The sequence below is a fragment of the Kribbella sp. NBC_00709 genome, assembly GCF_036226565.1.
GTDB lineage: Bacteria > Actinomycetota > Actinomycetes > Propionibacteriales > Kribbellaceae > Kribbella.
Genome location: NZ_CP108996.1, coordinates 550,640 through 569,355 on the forward strand (window position 1 = coordinate 550,640; position 18,716 = coordinate 569,355).

The following is an 18,716-nucleotide window of genomic DNA, read 5'->3' on the forward strand; positions in this document are numbered from 1 at the left end:
GCCGTCAGATCCGGCGGCCGGTGGTGAAGCGGTGGCGGCCGGCTAGGTCCAGTTGGTCGCGGACTTCGGTGAAGAGGGCAGTGGCGGTGAAGACGGCGGGGGCCGAGTCGCCTTGGACGTCGGCGTGTTCGCAGGCGAACCAGGCACCGGGTTTGAGCAGGCGGCCGGCGGTGGTCGCGACCACCTTGATCTCGTCCAGGCCGTCGTCGCCGGACCACAGGGCCAGGGCCGGGTCGTGGTCGCGGACCTCAGCGGTGACTGACTCCCAGGCGGTCAGCGGGATGTACGGCGGGTTGGAGATCACCGCGTCCACTTGCCCGTCGAACTCCGGGAGGCAGCCGTCGATGTCGCCCTCGTGCAGGATCGCGCCGGTGCCGTCGAGGTTGCGCCGGGCCCACGCGACCGCGTCCGCCGACAACTCCACGGCATGCACCGTGCTGTCGGGCCGCTCGGTCGCGATCGCACCCGCGATGGCGCCGGATCCGCTGCACAGGTCGACCACCAACGGGTTCTTCACGCCGGCGATCCGCTCGAGGATCCACCCAACCATCACCTCGGTCTCCGGCCGCGGCACAAACACCCCCGGCCCAACCACAAGCTCCCGATACCGAAACGCAGCGGTGCCCGTGAGGTGCTGCAACGGCTCCCGGGCAGCCCGCCGCGCGATCAGTTCCTGGTACTGAACCTCTTGTTCTACTGAAGGTTCGCCGAGATGCAGGCGGCTGGTCCCAGTAACGAAGGCAAGCAGCTCCGCAGCGTCGAACTCAGGCGAACCAACCCCCGCCGCCCGCAACCGCTCAGCCGCCTCACCAACGAGAGCTTTGGTGCTCACTGGGACTCGACGGCCTCGAGGCGGGCGGTCAGGTCGGCTTCGGTCAGGGCCGTGATGACCGGCTCCAGCTCGCCACCGAGGACCTGGTCGAGATTGTGGGCCTTGTAGCCGACGCGGTGGTCGGAGAAGCGGTTCTCGGGGAAGTTGTAGGTGCGGACCCGCTCCGACCGGTCGACGGTCCGGATCTGCGAGCGGCGGGCGTCGGACGCTTCCTGGTCGGCCGCCTCCTGCGCCGCCGCGAGCAGCCGGGACCGCAGTACCCGCATCGCCTGCTCACGGTTCTGCAGCTGGGATTTCTCGTTCTGCATCGAGACCACGATGCCGGTCGGCAGGTGCGTGATGCGTACGGCGGAGTCGGTCGTGTTCACGCTCTGCCCGCCGGGACCCGACGACCGGAACACGTCGATCCGCAGATCGTTCTGGTCGATCTCGACGTCGACGTCCTCGGCCTCCGGCAGCACGAGCACACCGGCCGCGGACGTGTGGATCCGGCCCTGCGACTCGGTCACCGGCACCCGCTGCACCCGGTGCACGCCGCCCTCGAACTTCAGCTTCGCGTACGGCGCATCGCCCGGCTCCGGCGTACCTTTCGCCTTGACTGCGACCGTGATCGACTTGTACCCACCCAGGTCGGACTCGGCCGAGTCGAGAACCTCGGTCTTCCAGTGCTGCGACTCGGCGTACTTCAGGTACATCTTCAGCAGGTCGCCGGCGAACAGCGCGGACTCGTCGCCGCCCTCGCCCGCCTTGATCTCGAGGATCGCGTCCTTGTCGTCGTTGGGGTCGCGCGGGACCAGCAGCGTCTGCAGCCGCTCGGCCAGCTCCTCGCGCCGGGCGGACAGCCGGACCGCCTCCTCGGCGAACGCCGGGTCCTCGTGCGCCAGTTCGCGCGCGGCCTCGATGTCGTCGCCGGTCTGCTGCCACTCGTCGTACGTGCGGACCACCGGCGCCAGCGCGGCGTACCGCTTGCCGACCCGGCGGGCGTTGGCCTGGTCGGAGTGCAGCTCCGGCTGAGCCATCTGCCGCTCCAGCTCGGCGTACTCCGCCTTCAGCGCCTCGACTGTCTCGAACATCTCGCACTCCTCCTCTCGAACCTCCGAAGACAACACAAACCGCGCGCCGGTCCCGCAGGGATGCGGAACCGGCGCGCGGTTGGAAAGCTACTTCTTGGCGTACCGCTTCTCGAAGCGGGCGACCCGGCCACCGGTGTCGAGAATCTTCTGCTTGCCGGTGTAGAAGGGGTGGCACTGCGAGCACACGTCGGCGTGGATCACGCCGTTCTCCGCGGTCGAGCGCGTGGTGAACGTGGCGCCACAGGTGCAGGTCACCGTGGTCTCCACATACGTCGGGTGGATGTCGCTCTTCAAGACAGTCTCCTAGGTTCAGGTGCCCCGGGTCGTCCACACGGTGTGAACGTGAACCGGAACCGACAGACCAGTTTGCCACCCGAGGGCGGCAAACTGGTAATCGAGGGTCGTTCAGTCGCCGTTCGTCGTGCTGTGCGACGTACCGGTCGACGGGGTGGTCTTGTTGACCTGGAGCAGGAACTCGATGTTCGACTTGCTCTCCTTGAGCTTGCCGATCAGCAGCTCGAGCGCCGCCTGGCCGTCGAGGGCGGACAGCACCCGGCGCAGCTTCCACACCACCTGGGTCTCGTCCTTCGACATCAGCAGCTCCTCGCGGCGGGTGCCGGAGGCGACGACGTCGATGGCCGGGAAGATCCGCCGGTCGGCGAACTCGCGGCGCAGCCGGAGCTCCATGTTGCCGGTGCCCTTGAACTCCTCGAAGATCACCTCGTCCATCTTCGAGCCGGTCTCGATCAGCGCGGTCGCGAGGATGGTCAGCGAGCCGCCGTCCTCGATGTTGCGGGCCGCGCCGAAGAACCGCTTCGGCGGGTACAGCGCGGACGAGTCCACGCCACCGGACAGGATCCGGCCGCTGGCGGGCGCCGCGATGTTGTACGCACGGCCCAGCCGGGTGATCGAGTCGAGCAGTACGACGACGTCGTGGCCGAGCTCGACCAGCCGCTTCGCCCGCTCGATGGCCAGCTCCGCGACCGTGGTGTGGTCGTCGGCCGGCCGGTCGAACGTCGAGGCGATGACCTCGCCCTTGACCGTCCGCTGCATGTCGGTGACCTCTTCGGGCCGCTCGTCCACCAGCACGACCATCAGGTGCACTTCGGGGTTGTTCGTGGTGATCGCGTTCGCGAGCGCCTGCAGCACCATCGTCTTACCGGCCTTCGGCGGCGAGACGATCAGGCCGCGCTGGCCCTTGCCGATCGGGCTGACGATGTCGACGATCCGGGTGGTCAGGATCCCCGGCTCGGTCTCCAGCCGGAGCCGCTCGGTCGCGTACAGCGGGGTGAGCTTGTTGAAGTCCTGCCGCTGCTTGGCGATCTCCGGGTCGGCGCCGTTGACGGTGTCGATCCGGACCAGCGGGTTGAACTTCTCCTTGCGCTCACCCTCCTGCGGCTGCTTCACCGCACCGGTGATCGCGTCGCCCTTGCGCAGGCCGTACCGCTTCACCATCGAGAGCGCGACGTACACGTCGTTCGGGCCGGGCAGGTAGCCGCTGGTCCGGACGAACGCGTAGTTGTCGAGGACATCGAGGATGCCGGCGGCCGGGACGAGGACGTCGTCCTCGCTGATGGTCGGCTCGGCGTCGAAACGCTCGCCACGTCCGCGGTTGCGGTTGCTGTCACGACCACTGTCACGGCCACTGTCCCGACCGCTGTCGCGGTTGGTGGTGGGCTGGCCGTCGCGGTTGCGTTCCCGGTCGCGGCCCCGGCGGCGACGACGACGGCCGTCGCCCTCTTCGCCGCGGTCGGCCTGGTCCTGGCGGTTCCGCTGGTTGTCAGCCTGACCGTCGCGGGTGGTGTCGCGGTTCCGGTCCCGGTTGCCGTCGCGGCTGCCCTGGCCGTCACGCTGACCGTCACGCTGGCCGTCACGCTGACCGTCACGCTGACCGTCACGCTGAGCATCGCGCTGACCGTCCCGGTTGGTGTCCCGGTTCTGGTTGTCGCGGTTGCGGTCCCGGTTCTGCTCGCGGCCCTGGGTGGCGTCGCGGTTGTCGCGATTGTTGTCGCGGCCCCGGTCCCGGCTGCGGGACTGGTTGTCGCCGCGGTCGTCGGCGCGGTCCTCTCCGCGGGTGTCGACCCGCTCGGCGGCGCCGTTCTGGGCGGCGGTCCCGGCCTGCACGGCCGCCGGCGCCTCGGCCGGAGCCGTGGCAGTGGCAGTGGCGGCCGGAGCGGTCACCTCGGGAGCGGCGCCGTTCTGCGCCGGCTCGTCCGTCGGGGTCTCTTTCTGGGCCGCGGCGCGGGTCCGGCGGCTGCCGCCCTCGCGCTTGGCCGGCGCCTCGGCGGTCTTCGCCGCCGGCGCCGAGGACTCGGCGGCCTCGTCCAGCGTCGGCTGCGTCGCCTTCGCCCGGGAGCCACCGGTCGAACCGCCCGCGGCGGCCGAACCGCCGGTCTGAGCGGCCTTGATCGCCTCGATCAGCTGGCCCTTGCGCAGTGCGCCGGTGCCCTTGATGCCGAGCGTCCCGGCGAGCTGCTTGAGCTCGGGGAGCAGCATGCCCTCGAGGCCGCCGCCAGCTTTCCGGCGACGCGTAGCGGTGGTTGCCGCGGCGTCTCCGCTGGAGGCTTCAACAGTTTCTGTCACGTGAGGTCCTTCCCACACGGATCGTCGATGTCCGACACGGCTCATCGACCAATTTCATTCCACACGACCACACAACGGGCACGTGGGGTACAAGAGGCTCTCGCTCGATCTGAGTCCCCCCGGACTTCTCCGACGCAGGCGGCGCAAGGTCACATCCACAGGAGGGTCGCCACACAACACAGGGTGCCGGGAGCACAGCCCGGATCGTGACGAGAGTTCACCGATCACCTGGAGGGGATCGGGTGAGTCGAGACTAGCACCACTACGGGTCGTCCGGCTGACTCGGTACATACAACGCGTGTCAGTGCCCCGGCATTCCGGTTCCTCAGCCGGCTTCCATGGACCAGACCTGTACGCCGACTGGATCGATGCCCAGCTCGTACTTCGTCCAGCCGTCCGGCGGCTCCGGCGTACCGCCGAAGAAGGTGCTCTGACCTGCGCTTTTGCTGGCATGGCCGCCCAGTACGGCGACCGTCGGGCCGGCCCCGCTGACCATCGCGGCCAGTCCGCTCCCCCGCAGTTTGTGCACCAGCGCGAGGCTCTCGGGCATGACCGGCTCGCGGTACTCCTGGTGCAGCCGGTCCTCGGTCGCGGTCAGCAGCAACTCCGGCCGGCCGGTCATCGCCGCGACGAGCAATGCGGCCTTGCCCGCGTTCGCGGCCGCATCGGTGTGGGAAACAACGCCCGGCAGCAGTCCGCGCGCCTCTTTGGTCAGCACGCGATTGTCAGGTACATAAGCAACCGCAGCCAATCCTTCGGCCGGTTCCAATCTGATGGCCCGGCCACGCCCCTGAATCGACTCAGCGCCTTCCGTCCAAGCGATCGTGAACCCGCCAAGGGCTGCTGCCGCGACGTTGTCCGGGTGCCCTTCGAGCTCGTTCGCCAGTACGACGAGGCGCTCGCGATCGACCGGCTCGCCGGCCAGCGCGTACGCCGCCGCGAGGCCACCGACGATCGCTGCCGACGACGACCCGAGCCCGCGACCGTGCGGGATCCGGTTCTCGCAGCGCAACGTGAAACCCGGCACGGACGCGCCCAGCGCCTCGAGGCCGGCCCGGATCGAACGCACCACCAGATGCGTCTCGTCCAGCGCCACTTCGCCTTCGCCGCAGCCCGTCACCTGGACGGTCACGCCGGACCCGCACGGGGTGACGACCATGTCGTCGTACAGCGTCAGGGCGAGCCCGAACGCGTCGAACCCCGGCCCGAGGTTGGCGCTCGTCGCGGGCACCCGCACCCGGACCTGGTCACAGGGCCGCCGGCCGGCCTTCGCCTCGTCCATGTTGCTGTCCACCGCCCTGACCTCAGGCGAGGCCGGCGACGCGAGCGACGGCGTCGGTGTCGGCAGGGGTGACCGGGGACTCGTCGACGGTGGCGTGGTCGAGCGCCGTATCGATGTCCTTGAGGCCGTGGCCGGTGACCGTGATCACAACGGTCGAGCCGCCCGGCAGCCGGCCTTGAGCCTTGGCATCCAGCAGACCTGCGACGCCGGCCGCCGACGCCGGCTCGACGAACACACCCTCGCGGGCAGCGAGCTCACGCTGCGCGCTCAGGATCTGCTCATCGGTGACCATCTCGATCCGGCCGCCGGACTCGTCCCGCGCGGCCTCGGCCAGCGTCCAGGACGCCGGGTTCCCGACGCGGATCGCGGTGGCCGCGGTGTCCGGCTTCTCGACGATCGCACCGCGCACGATCGGCGCCGCGCCTTCGGCCTGGAAACCCCACATCTGCGGGGTCTTCGAGGCCAGCTTGTCCTTCGCATACTCCTGGTAGCCCTTCCAGTAGGCCGCGATGTTGCCCGCGTTGCCGACCGGGAGCAGGTGCAGATCGGGAGCGTCGCCGAGCGCGTCGCACACCTCGAACGCCGCGGTCTTCTGCCCTTCCAGACGGACCGGGTTGACCGAGTTCACCAGGGCGACCGGGTAGTGCTTGCCGAGCTCGCGGACGATCCGCAGACAGTCGTCGAACCCGCCGTCGATCTGGACGAGCTTGGCGCCGTGCACGACCGCCTGCGCCAGCTTGCCCTTGGCGATCCGGCCGGCCGGGATCAGCACCAGCGGGACCAGCCCGGCGCGCACGGCGTACGCCGCGGCGGAGGCCGACGTGTTGCCGGTCGAGGCGCAGACGACCGCCTTGTCACCGGCCTGTGCGGCGAGCGAGATCGCCACGGTCATGCCGCGGTCCTTGAACGAGCCGGTCGGGTTGTTGCCCTCGACCTTGAGCCAGACCTCGCAGCCGGTCTGCTCGCTCAGCCACTGCGCGGCCACCAGCGGCGTCCCGCCCTCGCCCAGCGTGACCACCGGCGTGTCCGCCGAGACGGGCAGCCGATCTCTGTACTCCTCGATCACGCCTTGCCACTGGTGCGCCATTGAATTACCCGCCTTCTACCCGCATCACACTGCTGACTTCCCGAACGATGTCCATGTCGCGCAACGACTCCACCGTCGCGGACAACGCGGCGTCGGTCGCGGTGTGGGTGACCACGACCAGCTGCGCGTCACTTCCCCGGCCCTCTTGGCGGACGGTCTGGATGGACACGTCGTGCTCCGCGAAGGCCTGGGCGACCGCCGCCAGCACACCGGCCTTGTCGGCCACGTCCAGCGACACGTGGTAGCGCGTCATCGCGTCGCCCATCGGCCGCACGGCCCGCTGGGTGTACGACGACTCGCCGACCCCCGGCACACCCTTGAGCCGGTTGCGCGCGGCGGACACCAGATCCCCGAGGACTGCACTGGCCGTCGGGGCGCCGCCGGCACCACGACCATAGAACATCAGCCGGCCGGCTGCCTTGCTTTCCACGAAAACCGCGTTGTACGCGTCCCGAACACTGGCCAACGGATGCGTGACCGGGATCATCGCCGGATACACCCGCGCGCTCACCGAGTCGGTCGTCTCGTCCAGCTCGCAGATCGCCAGCGACTTCACCACGCAGCCCATCTCGCGGGCGGAGGCGATGTCGGTGGCGCTCACCTCGGTGATGCCCTCGCGGTGTACGTCGGCGATCGAGACGCGGGTGTGGAACGCCAGGCTGGCCAGCAGCGCCGCCTTCGCGGCCGCGTCGAAGCCCTCGATGTCCGCGGTCGGGTCAGCCTCGGCGTACCCGAGCGCCTGGGCCTCCTCGAGCGCCTCGTCGAAACCGGCGCCGGTGGTGTCCATCTTGTCGAGGATGTAGTTCGTGGTGCCGTTGACGATGCCCATCACCCGCATCACGTCGTCACCGGCGAGCGACTCGCGCAGCGGCCGCAGGATCGGGATCGCGCCGGCCACCGCGGCCTCGAAGTACAGGTCGCGCTGGTACTTCTCGGCGGCCGCGAACAGCGTCGGGCCGTCCTCGGCGAGCAGCGCCTTGTTGGCCGTGACGACGGAGGCGCCGTGCTCGAGCGCGGTCAGGATCAGGCTGCGGGCGGGCTCGAGGCCGCCGATCACCTCGATCACCAGGTCCAGGTCGCCGCGCGAGACCAGCGCCTGCGCGTCGGTCGTGATCAGCTCGGGGTCGACGGCGATGTCGCGGGCGCGGCCGGGACGGCGGACGGCGATGCCCGCGATCTCCAGCCGGGCGCCGACGCGGGCCGCGAGATGGTCCGCCTGCTCGGTCAGGATCCGCACCACTTCGGTGCCGACCACACCACAACCGAGCAGGCCCACCTTGAGCGGTTTGGCGTCGTTCATTCGTCAACCCCCATGTCCAGTGCCAGCAGGTCGTCTTCGGTCTCACGGCGGACGACGACCCGCGTTCGACCGTCCTTGACCGCGATCACCGGTGGCCGCGGCACGTGGTTGTAGTTGCTCGCCATCGACCGGCAGTACGCGCCCGTCCCCGGTACGGCGATCAGGTCGCCCGGCTGCACGTCCGCGGGCAGGAACTCGGCCTTCACGACGATGTCACCGGACTCGCAGTGCTTGCCGACCACGCGGGCCAGCGTCGGCTCGGTGCCGGAGTACCGGTTGGCGAGCGTGCAGGAGTAGTCGGCGTCGTACAGCGCGGCGCGGATGTTGTCGCTCATGCCGCCGTCGACCGAGACGTACGTCCGGGCGGCGCCGGCGTCGAGCTCGACCTCCTTGACCGTGCCGACCGTGTACACCGTGCACATCGCCGGTCCGACGATCGCGCGGCCCGGCTCGATCGACAACCTGGGGACGTCGACGTCGAACGCGCGGCACTCGTGCTCGACGATCTTGCCCATCTCGGTGGCGAGCTGCGCCGGGTCGGACGGGTCGTCCTGGGTGGTGTACGCGATCCCGAACCCGCCGCCGAGGTCGAGGTCCGGCATGTCCACGCCGAGCTCCTCGGAAACCCTTGCGTGCAAGGCGATCACGCGCTTCGCGGCGATCTCGAACCCGGACGAGTCGAAGATCTGCGAGCCGATGTGCGAGTGCAGGCCGAGCAGCTCCAGCTCCGGCGCTTCGTTGACCCTGGCAACGGCTTCGAAGGCCGCGCCGGAGGTGATCGAGAAGCCGAACTTCTGGTCCTCGTGCGCGGTCGCGATGTACTCGTGGGTGTGCGCCTCGACGCCCGCGGTGACCCGGATCATCACCGGCGCGACGACGTTGCGCTCGCCCGCCAGCTCGATCAGCCGGGAGATCTCGTACTGCGAGTCGACGATGATCCGGCCGATGCCGGCGTCCAGCGCGCGGGCCAGCTCGGACTCGGACTTGTTGTTGCCGTGGAACCCCAGTCGCTTCGGATCCGCACCGGCCCGGAGTGCGACGGCGAGCTCTCCCCCGCTGCAGATGTCGAGGTTCAGGCCCTCTTCCATCACCCAGCGGACGACCGTCGTACTGATGAAGGCCTTGCCGGCGTAGTAGACGTCGAAGTCCTTGAAGGCGTGCTTGAACGCGCGCGCCCGGGACCGGAAGTCGTCCTCGTCCAGCACGAACGCCGGGCTGCCGTGCTCGGCGACCAGATCACGGACGTCGACGCCGCCGACCTCGAGGGCGCCTTCGCCGTTCTTCTTCGCGGTGTGCGACCAGAGCGAGGTAACCAGGTCGTTGGGGTCCCGCGGCGCGCGCAGCCACGGCGGAGCCTTGTGGCCGATGTCGGCGTGCAGCGCGCCCGCCTCGTGCGCCCTCACATCCGCTCCGGTGCGGAGACGCCGAGCAGGTCGAGCCCGTTGGCGATCACGGTGCGGGTCGCGGAGACCAGGGTCAGGCGAGCCTTGTGCACGGGCTCCACCTCCTCGTCGCCGCGCGGCAGCACGCGGCAGCTGTCGTAGAACTTGTGGAACGCCGACGCCGTGTCCTCCAGGTACCGCGCGATCCGGTGCGGCTCGCGCAGCTCGGCGGCGGTGGCGACGACGCGCGGGAACTCGGCCAGCGCGCGGAGCAGGTCGCCCTCGCGCTCGTGGCTGAGCAGTCCGGGGTCGAACTCGTCCAGCTTGATGCCGAGCTCGTCGGCGTTCCGCAGGATCGAGGCCAGCCGGGCGTGCGCGTACTGCACGTAGTAGACCGGGTTCTCGCTGGCCTGGCGGGTCATCTCCTCGATGTCCAGGGTCAGCGGGGAGTCGGTCGGGTAGCGGCAGAGCGTGTAGCGCAGGGCGTCGACGCCGCCCTCCTCGACCAGCTCGGCGAGCGTGACGATCGTGCCGGCCCGCTTGGACAGCTTCATCTCCTCGCCGCCCTTGAGGATCTTCACCAGCTGGCCGATCAGGACCTCGATGTTGTGCTCGGGATCGTCGCCGGCGCAGGCCGCGATCGCCTTCAAGCGGTTCACGTACCCGTGGTGGTCGGCGCCGAGCATGTAGATGCAGGTCTCGAAACCACGGTCGCGCTTGTTCACGTAGTAGGCCGCGTCGGAGGCGAAGTACGTCGGCTCGCCGTTCGAGCGGATCAGGACGCGGTCCTTGTCGTCGGTGAAGTCCGTCGTCCGCATCCAGAGCGCGTCGTCCGCGTCGTACAGATGGCCTTGCTCGCGGAGCTTCTGGATCGCGTGGCCGACACCGTCCTGCTCGTGCAGGCTGCGCTCGGAGAACCAGACGTCGAACTTGGTCCGGAAGTGCTCGAGCTGGGACTGCTGCTCCTTGAGCTGGCGCTCGTATCCCGCCTCGCGGAACGCGACCTGCTGCTCGTCGTCCGGCAGCTCGGTGATCCCCGGCACCTCGGCGACGATCTGCTTGGCCAGGTCGAGGATGTACTCCCCGTGGTACCCGTCCTCGGGGATCGGCTCGCCGTGCGCCGCGGCCTTCAGGCTGGCGCCGAACTTGTCCATCTGGGCACCGCGGTCGTTGATGTAGAACTCGCGGGAGACACTCGCGCCGGCCGCGGCCAGCACCCGGGCGAGCGCATCGCCGACGGCCGCCCAGCGGGTGTGGCCGAGGTGCAGCGGGCCGGTCGGGTTGGCCGAGATGAACTCGACGTTGATCGCGCGGCCCTGGAGGCTGTCGCTGGTGCCGTACTTCGGGCCGGCGTCGAGGATCGACTGCGCGACCTTGCCCTGGGCATCGGCGGCGACCCGGAGGTTGATGAAACCCGGTCCGGCGATCTCCACCGCGGTGATCGCCTCGTCGTCGCGGAGCCGGACGGCCAGCAGCTCGGCGAACTGGCGCGGATTCATCCCGGCGCGCTTGCCGAGCTGCATCGCGACGTTGGTGGCGTAGTCCCCGTGCTCGGGGTTCTTGGGGCGCTCGACCTTCAGCTCGCGCGGCAGCCCGCCCTCGACGGTGATGGCGCCGTCGTCGGCGAGCGCGGCCAGGGCCTGCAGGATCTTCTCAGCGAGCTGTTCCGGAGTCACCGCCTCAGCCTAATGGCCCGCCGCCCAAACCCTTGACTCGCTATCCACAGCCCGGTACGCGGGTCACTCCCACGGGTTGACCAGGCGGATGCCGGTCTCGGCGAAGTCCCTCGTGTTCCGGGTCGCCAGGGTGGCATCCACGATCCGGCAGATCGCCGCGATCTGCGCGTCGGCAGGCGCGATCGGCATGCCGGCACGATCCCGCTCGCTCACCACCTGCGAATACAGCACGGCGGCCACGACGTCGAACGGCAGGATCGCGTCAGCGCACTCCGTGAAGATCTCGCCGGCGGCCTCCGACAACAGATCCTTCCGGCGCCCGTTCGGCATCCGCGCGATGCCGTACCGGATCTCGGCCACGGTGATGGCCGTCATGTACAGGCCCCTTGAGCGCTGCGCGGTGTACCAGTCCCGGACAGCTTCGTCCGGCGTCGGCTTCATCAACTCGGAGGCGACGTTCGTGTCGAACACGATCATCAGCCGAAGTCCACGGCCCGATGCGTGCCGGTCCGCGGCGGAATGTCCAGCTCGACACCGCCGAGCTCGGCGAACCGCTCATGGAGCCGCTCCAGAATGTTCTTCGGCACCACGTCCTCGGCGACAACCTCGACGAGGATCGCCCGCACTTCTGCCTCCATCGAACGACCGTGCTTCGCCGCCCGCACCCGCAGCCGATGCTTCACGTCGTCATCAAGATTGCGCACTGTGATTGCCGCCATACCCAGGCCTCCTTGCCATCGGTGCTAGCAGAAAGGGTAGCATTGATTGCACGGGTCAATGACGCACTGTGATGATGATCTGCGCCTTTGGAGTCAACGCGGTGTTCCAGGGGGCCGGTTGGCCGTTGACGGTGATCTTCAGGTTCTGGCAGGCGTCGGCGAGGCAGTTGGCGTCGTACCGGAGGCCCCAGAGGGTGAAGAACTGGGCCAGGGTGGGGTGGTCGGAGGTGGTTTTGGACTCGACCCAGACCAGGCCGTCGGTGGTGTGGGTGTGTACGGCGGCCTGCTCGGCGCGGAGCTTGTCGATGCCGATGCCGGCCGGGACCTCCACCGGCTTGCCGTCCACCGTGACCGCGATGTGCACGGTGTACGGCGACGGGCCGGCGAAGTCGAGCGGGAGCCGTTCGAACCCCGCCTTGTCGATGTAGGAGACCGCGTCCCGCGGAGCATCCCAGGGCGGCGCGGCGGTGCGCAGTACGGCGGCCGCCGGCGGCGCGGGGCCGACCTGGCAGCCGCCGACCACAGTGCTCGTGAGCAGCAGAGCGGCTGCCGTCACGGCCGTCCGCCAGCTGCCTGCTCTCATGCAGAGCAGGTTGCCATGCCGGGCGGCGTCCGGCGCCGGAGGGTCAGCGCTCCGACGGCATCAGCACCCACAGCACGATGTAGATCAGGAACTGCGGGCCGGGCAGGAGGCAGCTGACCACGAAGATCAGGCGCATCGTGTTCGACGAGGTACCGAACCGGCGAGCCAGTCCGGAACAGACACCGCCGATCCAGCGATCATTTGACGGGCGGACCAGAGAGCTTGCCATCAGTACCGTTTTCCTTTCCACCGTTGGACTTACACCCACTATGACGGCGGCCGGCGGCGATCTGCTCCCTCCCACGCCCCCTTCCAGGGTCCGCTCAGGGTCTCCCCGTAACCCATTGGTCGGAGCACGCCGGGCAGGCCCCCAATTCGGGATTCGGGGTCACTTCCTGCTACTGTTCTGCACGTTCCTGAGCCCCCGTAGCTCAGGGGATAGAGCACCGCCCTCCGGAGGCGGGTGCGCAGGTTCGAATCCTGCCGGGGGCGCAGACGATCAGGCCGGTCCATGCACACATGGACCGGCCGTTGTGTTCCCGGGGCTCAGGCGATACCGGCCACAGAGGTGCAGTGGGGCACGTCGCCTGCAAGCGGTCTGGATCTGCCGCACCGATCTGCGTACCCCGCCGAGAACGATCACGGATCGTGACCCTTTTGGCCGCAGATGCTGACAGAAGGCGATGTTGTCAGTAACGTCGGGCGCCGAGAGAGCGATCAGGGGAGTGATCGCTCGTCGGTGTGGCGAGCTGGGGATGTGGTCGGCATGTATCGCGGTGGTCGGGTGACAGCGACACGGCTCGAGACATATCAGCCCGGAAGTCTAGTGGGGGAAACAAATGGATAGCTGGAGCGAGAACGTACCCACCGAAGGGGCGATCGAGCTTCCGCCCGATCCACGCGCGCTCGACGCGATCGGTAGGAACCACTCACTGGAGACAGCGCTCGCTGACCTGGTCGACAATTCCATCGACGCCGGTGCGACGACGGTATTGATCCGCTTCGTTCGGAACCACGGGAGACTCCGCTCCCTGTATGTCGTGGACGATGGTCGTGGCATGGCGCCCGACACGATCGACGCCGCGATGACCGTGGGTGGACGCCGCTCGTACAACGCACAGGACCTTGGTCATTTCGGCCTCGGTCTGAAGGCCGCGTCTTTTAGTCAGGCGCGATGCTTGACGGTGATGTCGCGGGCGTCAGGCCACGCCGCAGTGGGGCGCAAGTGGAATCTGGATCGGGTCTCCGAGGTCGGATTCTCCTGTGAGCTGGTGCCGAGCGAGTTCGCCGCGGCGGAGCTCGGCAAGCCGTGGCCGCACCCTCTTGGCGAGCGAGGCACGGTCATTCGCTGGGACGACGTCGCGGCGTTTCCGGCGAGCGACAATGTGGAGCAGACAGAACGCTTCGTCGACGGCAAGATCGCGAAGATCTGCCAGCATCTCGGACTCATATTCCATCGTTTCCTCGAGAACAACCGGATCCAGATCGATATCGACGTCCACGACGTGGATGAGGACCTCGTTGGCTCCCCAGCCCCGGTGACCTCTTTGGATCCCTTCGCGTACGGGTCCTCGGGCCGCGTGGACTATCCCAAAGTCCTCCGTGCGGAGTTGCATGGCTGGCGGATCTCCTTCCGTTGCCACCTCTGGCCGCGTCGTTCCAGCAAGCCCCAGTTCCGGCTCGGCGGTGACGGCGTGAAGATGCAAGGGCTGTACTTCTACCGTCGAGACCGGCTGCTACAGGCCGGCGACTGGGTCGGCGTGCACTCCGACCACCCCAGGCTGCAGCTCGCCCGGGTCGAGGTTGAGATCGACAATGACATCGTCGGCATCTTCAAGATGAATCCCGAGAAGTCCAGGGTGCTCGTCGGCCCCGAGTTCGCTCAGCTCGCCGCATCCGCGCGAGCCGAGGACGGTACCTCGTTGTCTGACTACCTCACGGTCGCCGAGGAGGTTTACCGGGCTTCAACAGCGCGGTCGGCCGAGCGCAAGGCGATGATTCACCCCGGCTCGGGACTGCCGCCGAGAGTCCGGAAGACAATCCAGCAGGAGATCCCAGAGCTCAAAGGCGAAGACGCGATCGCTATCCGCTGGGACCTCTTCCCCGACGACATGTTCTTCTACGTGGACCGCGACCAGCGAACGCTGTGGCTCAACAAGCGATACCGAACGATGCTGCTCGGCGGCAAGCACGGCGGTCTCAACGATCTCCCATTGCTCAAGTCGCTGCTGTACCTCCTGGTCGCCAACACGTTCGAAGGCGACTACTTCGGCCCTCGAGACAAGGACAACATCGACCTCTGGCAGACGATCTTGACCGCTGCGGTCCAGGCGGAACGTCGATGAACGGCAACTCCACGGATCGGCATCGATCGATCGACACGCTGGAGCGCTACCTCTCCAGCTCGACACCAATCGCGCTCGCGGTTCAGGGAACGCCGGAGATCCAGCTCTTCATCGAACCCACGGCGCCCGAGCTTGGGCTTCGTGTCGAGGTTTCTGAGGACACCGAAGCGCCGACTCTCAAGCTTCGGCACGTCGTCTGCAGGCTGGCGAACCGGGACAACCGCCGGTTTCTCGAGGTCGCGATCGTGACACCGGGTCTGTTCAGGGACGCGTACCCAATGCTTTGCACCCTCGCGGATCGTATACAGCTCGACCATCTCGCCCCGAGCAGTGCGCTACAGGCGACTCTCGATTCGCTAGCGGCATTGCTGAGCGGTCCAGACGTGATCTCACGGGAGCGCGAGATCGGACTGGTCGGCGAGCTCCTCACCGTGACTGGGCTAGTCGACGTGCTCGGTCCCCAAGCCGCTGTCGAGGCCTGGCGCGGTGTGCTGGGTGAGGAACACGACTTTGGTCTCGCCGACTTCGATCTCGAGGTCAAGACCACCACCGGCGAACGCCGTGTGCATTGGATCGAGTCACTCACCCAGCTGGTTCCGACACAGACGCGCCCTCTTTGGCTCCTCTCACATCAACTTACTGTCGCTGGCACCAGACACGGTTGGACGTTGCCGGAACTTGTTGACCGTCTGACCGCGAAGGCGCAGACGTCGGCGGTCGCGACCGACTTCGCCAATGCGCTGTCCGCCGCAGGGTGGCGACCAGAGCAGCGACCAAGGATCACAACGCGCTGGGCACGTCGTGTCGCGAGCGCGGCCTACGAGATCGTCGACGGCTTCCCCCGACTCACTCCGGCGCTCCTCGAGACCGCCGGAGTCGAGCTCCAAAGGATTCCCAGTGTTCGATACCGCGTCGACCTTGAGGGGCTCGAAGATCTGTCATCAATCCCCCAGCTGCTCACCGACCTGCGCGATTACGAAGGACTGATATGACAAACCAACTGGTCGACGCCTACGGCGCCGCGCTGCGGGCGATCGAGCGCGGTACGCCGAAGTCGCTTCTGAAGCGCGCGAGCCTGGAGGCCGAGGAGCTCGATCCGGTTCCGGACGTGTCGGAGGAAGCGCTTCGCGACTACGTCAAGAACTCAAGCCCGAACGACGGTTTGATGGTCAGTCTGCACATCGCCTTGGCCTGGTGGGACAACGCGACTCGGGAGCTCAACGACTGGACGAACAACACTCCGGACAAGAGCTACGAGCGGCGAGCCTTAGTCGTCGTTGCCCTAGGACTCGACTCGAGCACTGAAGCCCTGTTCGAGGAGAAGTTCCCGGTGGAGATCGAAGGCGGTCCGGTCATCATCGCCTCCGACTGGAAGCCTTGGTACACGCCGGACGTACAGCGCTCGCACAACTTCTACTGGCAGCACTACATGGACTTCCTCGCTTCGCACCGAAACTGGAAATCAGACGCCATCTCCAGTCTGGACATTGCGAGCACGCGGGTCGTAGAGCGGCTAGCGGATCCATCACGAAGGGAATCTGGGCAAACGAAGGGCTTGGTCGTCGGGTACGTCCAGAGCGGTAAGACCGCCAACTTCACAGGCGTCATCGCAAAGGCGATCGACGCGGGTTACCGCCTGGTGATTGTGCTGACCGGAACCACCAACATGCTCCGCGAGCAGACACAGCGCCGGCTCGACATGGAACTCGTAGGCCGCGAGAATCTCCTCACAGGCAGCGAGAGCGACACCGACTACGCAGACGACGACGATTGGAACAACGATCGATTCGTCTGCCACGGAGTCCGGCCGGCCGATGTCCGCGTGCCGGCCATCCACCGAATGACGACTCGGCACTTCGACTACCGTCGGCTACAACAGGGTCTCCCGGCACTCCAGTTCGAGCGCGCCGACCGAACCAAGGCACTCTGGAACCCCGTGAACCTCTTCCCGAGTAACGCCAGGCTAATCGTCGTTAAGAAGAACTCGCCTGTCCTGAGCAATCTCCTCAAGGATCTGAAGAAGAGCTCCGACGACCTGAGCGACATCCCCGCGCTGATCATCGATGATGAGTCAGATCAGGCGTCGATCAACACGACAAACCCGAAAAAGTGGCATGAGGAGAACAAGAAGCGCACCGCGATCAACCGGCATCTCTCCGAACTGCTGAAGATGCTTCCCAGAGCGCAGTACGTTGGATACACGGCTACGCCGTTCGCGAATGTGTTCGTGGATCCAGAGGACGCCGAAGACATCTTCCCCAGCGACTACCTGATCTCACTTGACCGGCCGCGCGGTTACATGGGAGTAGAGGACTTTCACGATCTGGATCCATCGATCCCGGCCACGGAGCGGACGTACGCCAACTCCAAGGAGAAGGCCCATATCCGGCTTCCTTCAAGTGTCAACGAGGAAACCGAACTGCAGCTCGCATTGGACTCCTTCGTCCTGTCTGGCGCGATCAAGCTCTACCGGGAAGCGAAAGGTCTGGGACCGTTCAAGCATCACACGATGCTCGTTCACGAGACGATGCGCACGGCCGCGCAGAGTCAGCGCGCAAAGGACCTCAGGGAACTTTGGGCCCGGTCTGGCTACCTCTCCACGGGCGCACTGCGCAGACTTCGCGACCGGTTTGAGAACGATTTCCTCCCGGTCATGGACGCGGTGGACTTCGATGACCCGAGACCGCGGACATTCGATGAGGTGAAACAGTACATCGCCGTCGTCGCGCGGCGGATCGCACCGAACGGTGATCCTGTCATTGTCGTTAACAGTGATAAGGACGCAGAAACCGAGCAGCTGGACTTCGACAGCCGGTCAGTATGGCGAATCGTTGTCGGAGGCAACAAATTGGCTCGAGGTTTCACCGTCGAAGGGCTCACAATCACCTACTACTCCCGCAACGCCGGCCACGCCGAGGCACTCATGCAGATGGGCCGCTGGTTCGGCTTTAGGCTTGGGTACCGGGACTTGGTCCGGCTCTACGTGCCAGCGTCTGTACGCGATGCGTTCAGAGCGGCCGGCCTGGACGAGATGAACTTCAGGGACGAGTTGAGGCAGTACGCGGTGATGTACGACGGCAGGCCAAATCTGAGGCCGGCCGACATCCCGCCACTTGTGATGCGCCATGGTCTCCGGCCGACGGCAGCCAACAAGATGTACAACGCGCGCCTCGTCGAGCGACGCACCCCGAACAAGGAACCAAGCTCGGGCTATCCATTGCTCACTGACACGATGGCACTCGAACGCAATCTGAAGGCCTTCACCCCACTCATTAAGAATGTCTCGAAGCAACCAAAGACGCTTCAGGCAAGGGTGAAGGGAGTAACGCGCCGGTTCGAGGCAAGAACCGGCGAGTTCGACCACGGGACGGTCCTGGAGGTTCTGCGGACGCTCGAGTGGAGTGATCCCGAGAGGTTCGCACCGGATCTCGTGTGGATCGAAGGTCTACCGGATACGATCCTGCAGAAGTGGTACGTAGTGTTCCCGCAAGGCAAGGGAGACAAGTACAGCCTGGACTGCGAGCCGGGATTTACGATCCACGGACGTTTGGTGGATTCGTCTGGCATCCGCGGCAACTCCGAGCCCGTGCATAGAATCGTCGTGGACGAGTTGACGAAGGACTGGGAGCTGACCGCGTCACTCATCGTCTATCCGGTCATGAACAAAGACCGTGACGTTGCCGAGACTGCTGACCTGACTCCCGTGATGGCGATCCGGATCCACCTGCCTGAGTCCGCCGCACCAGCCGACCGACGGCCGCTTGTGTACAAGGTGGTGTCGCCTGACAAGCCGAACTACGCTCTCGTTGATCGCCCAGAGTAGGTGAGTACGTGCGACACGACGGTGTTGTGGA

16 protein-coding genes and 1 tRNA gene are annotated in these 18,716 nt (G+C 67.0%); 4 read left to right on the forward strand and 13 right to left on the reverse strand.

Annotated elements, in window-relative coordinates; translation table 11 throughout:
* Positions 1-4: 4 nt before the first annotated feature.
* The 13 genes from prmC to OHA18_RS02640 all read right to left on the reverse strand — a co-directional run bounded on the left by prmC (position 5) and on the right by OHA18_RS02640 (position 12,746).
* Positions 5-832 carry a peptide chain release factor N(5)-glutamine methyltransferase gene (gene prmC, locus OHA18_RS02580; protein WP_329001900.1) on the reverse strand — a complete coding sequence of 276 codons (828 nt, stop codon included), beginning with the start codon at positions 830-832 and terminating at the stop codon, positions 5-7.
* Entirely contained in the window at positions 829-1,905 is a 1,077-nt protein-coding gene (gene prfA, locus OHA18_RS02585) for a peptide chain release factor 1 (RefSeq protein ID WP_329001901.1), read from the reverse strand. Before prfA ends, prmC begins: the two co-directional genes overlap by 4 nt.
* Before the next feature lie 87 nt (positions 1,906-1,992).
* Complete coding sequence (rpmE, locus tag OHA18_RS02590; RefSeq protein WP_209693871.1) at positions 1,993-2,199, reverse strand: 50S ribosomal protein L31; 207 nt, start codon at positions 2,197-2,199, stop codon at positions 1,993-1,995.
* 111 nt (positions 2,200-2,310) lie between these two features.
* Positions 2,311-4,488, reverse strand: a complete 2,178-nt coding sequence (gene rho, locus OHA18_RS02595) for a transcription termination factor Rho (protein WP_329001903.1) — start codon at positions 4,486-4,488, stop codon at positions 2,311-2,313.
* Between the two features lie 325 nt (positions 4,489-4,813).
* Positions 4,814-5,782, reverse strand: a complete 969-nt coding sequence (gene thrB, locus OHA18_RS02600; protein ID WP_329001904.1) for a homoserine kinase — start codon at positions 5,780-5,782, stop codon at positions 4,814-4,816.
* A 10-nt stretch (positions 5,783-5,792) separates the two neighbouring features.
* Complete coding sequence (thrC, locus tag OHA18_RS02605; RefSeq protein ID WP_329001905.1) at positions 5,793-6,857, reverse strand: threonine synthase; 1,065 nt, start codon at positions 6,855-6,857, stop codon at positions 5,793-5,795.
* A 4-nt stretch (positions 6,858-6,861) separates the two neighbouring features.
* Positions 6,862-8,157 carry a homoserine dehydrogenase gene (locus tag OHA18_RS02610; RefSeq protein WP_329001906.1) on the reverse strand — a complete coding sequence of 432 codons (1,296 nt, stop codon included), beginning with the start codon at positions 8,155-8,157 and terminating at the stop codon, positions 6,862-6,864.
* Positions 8,154-9,560 carry a diaminopimelate decarboxylase gene (gene lysA / locus OHA18_RS02615; RefSeq protein WP_329001909.1) on the reverse strand — a complete coding sequence of 469 codons (1,407 nt, stop codon included), beginning with the start codon at positions 9,558-9,560 and terminating at the stop codon, positions 8,154-8,156. The genes OHA18_RS02610 and lysA overlap by 4 nt, the downstream gene beginning before the upstream one ends.
* Complete coding sequence (gene argS, locus OHA18_RS02620; RefSeq protein WP_329001910.1) at positions 9,557-11,215, reverse strand: arginine--tRNA ligase; 1,659 nt, start codon at positions 11,213-11,215, stop codon at positions 9,557-9,559. Before argS ends, lysA begins: the two co-directional genes overlap by 4 nt.
* Positions 11,216-11,278: 63 nt before the next feature.
* The gene (locus tag OHA18_RS02625) at positions 11,279-11,692 is read right to left on the reverse strand and encodes a type II toxin-antitoxin system VapC family toxin (RefSeq protein WP_329001911.1); all 414 of its coding nucleotides are present in this window, start codon (positions 11,690-11,692) and stop codon (positions 11,279-11,281) included.
* On the reverse strand, positions 11,692-11,934 hold the full coding sequence (locus tag OHA18_RS02630) for a FitA-like ribbon-helix-helix domain-containing protein (RefSeq protein ID WP_329001912.1): 243 nt from the start codon (positions 11,932-11,934) through the stop codon (positions 11,692-11,694). The genes OHA18_RS02625 and OHA18_RS02630 overlap by 1 nt, the downstream gene beginning before the upstream one ends.
* A 55-nt stretch (positions 11,935-11,989) precedes the next feature.
* Positions 11,990-12,517 carry a hypothetical protein gene (locus OHA18_RS02635; RefSeq protein WP_329001913.1) on the reverse strand — a complete coding sequence of 176 codons (528 nt, stop codon included), beginning with the start codon at positions 12,515-12,517 and terminating at the stop codon, positions 11,990-11,992.
* 43 nt (positions 12,518-12,560) lie between these two features.
* Entirely contained in the window at positions 12,561-12,746 is a 186-nt protein-coding gene (locus OHA18_RS02640) for a PspC domain-containing protein (protein WP_329001914.1), read from the reverse strand.
* Between the two features lie 191 nt (positions 12,747-12,937).
* On the opposite strand from OHA18_RS02640, the gene OHA18_RS02645 reads away from it, so the two are divergent.
* From OHA18_RS02645 to OHA18_RS02660, 4 genes are all read left to right on the forward strand, one after another.
* Positions 12,938-13,009, forward strand: a tRNA-Arg gene (locus OHA18_RS02645).
* 347 nt (positions 13,010-13,356) lie between these two features.
* A complete protein-coding gene (locus OHA18_RS02650) occupies positions 13,357-14,862 on the forward strand; it encodes an ATP-binding protein (RefSeq protein ID WP_329001915.1) in 1,506 nt (501 codons plus the stop codon).
* Positions 14,859-15,854, forward strand: a complete 996-nt coding sequence (locus OHA18_RS02655; protein ID WP_329001917.1) for a PD-(D/E)XK motif protein — start codon at positions 14,859-14,861, stop codon at positions 15,852-15,854. Before OHA18_RS02650 ends, OHA18_RS02655 begins: the two co-directional genes overlap by 4 nt.
* Positions 15,851-18,685, forward strand: a complete 2,835-nt coding sequence (locus tag OHA18_RS02660) for a Z1 domain-containing protein (RefSeq protein WP_329001918.1) — start codon at positions 15,851-15,853, stop codon at positions 18,683-18,685. Before OHA18_RS02655 ends, OHA18_RS02660 begins: the two co-directional genes overlap by 4 nt.
* The last annotated feature ends 31 nt before the right edge of the window (positions 18,686-18,716 follow it).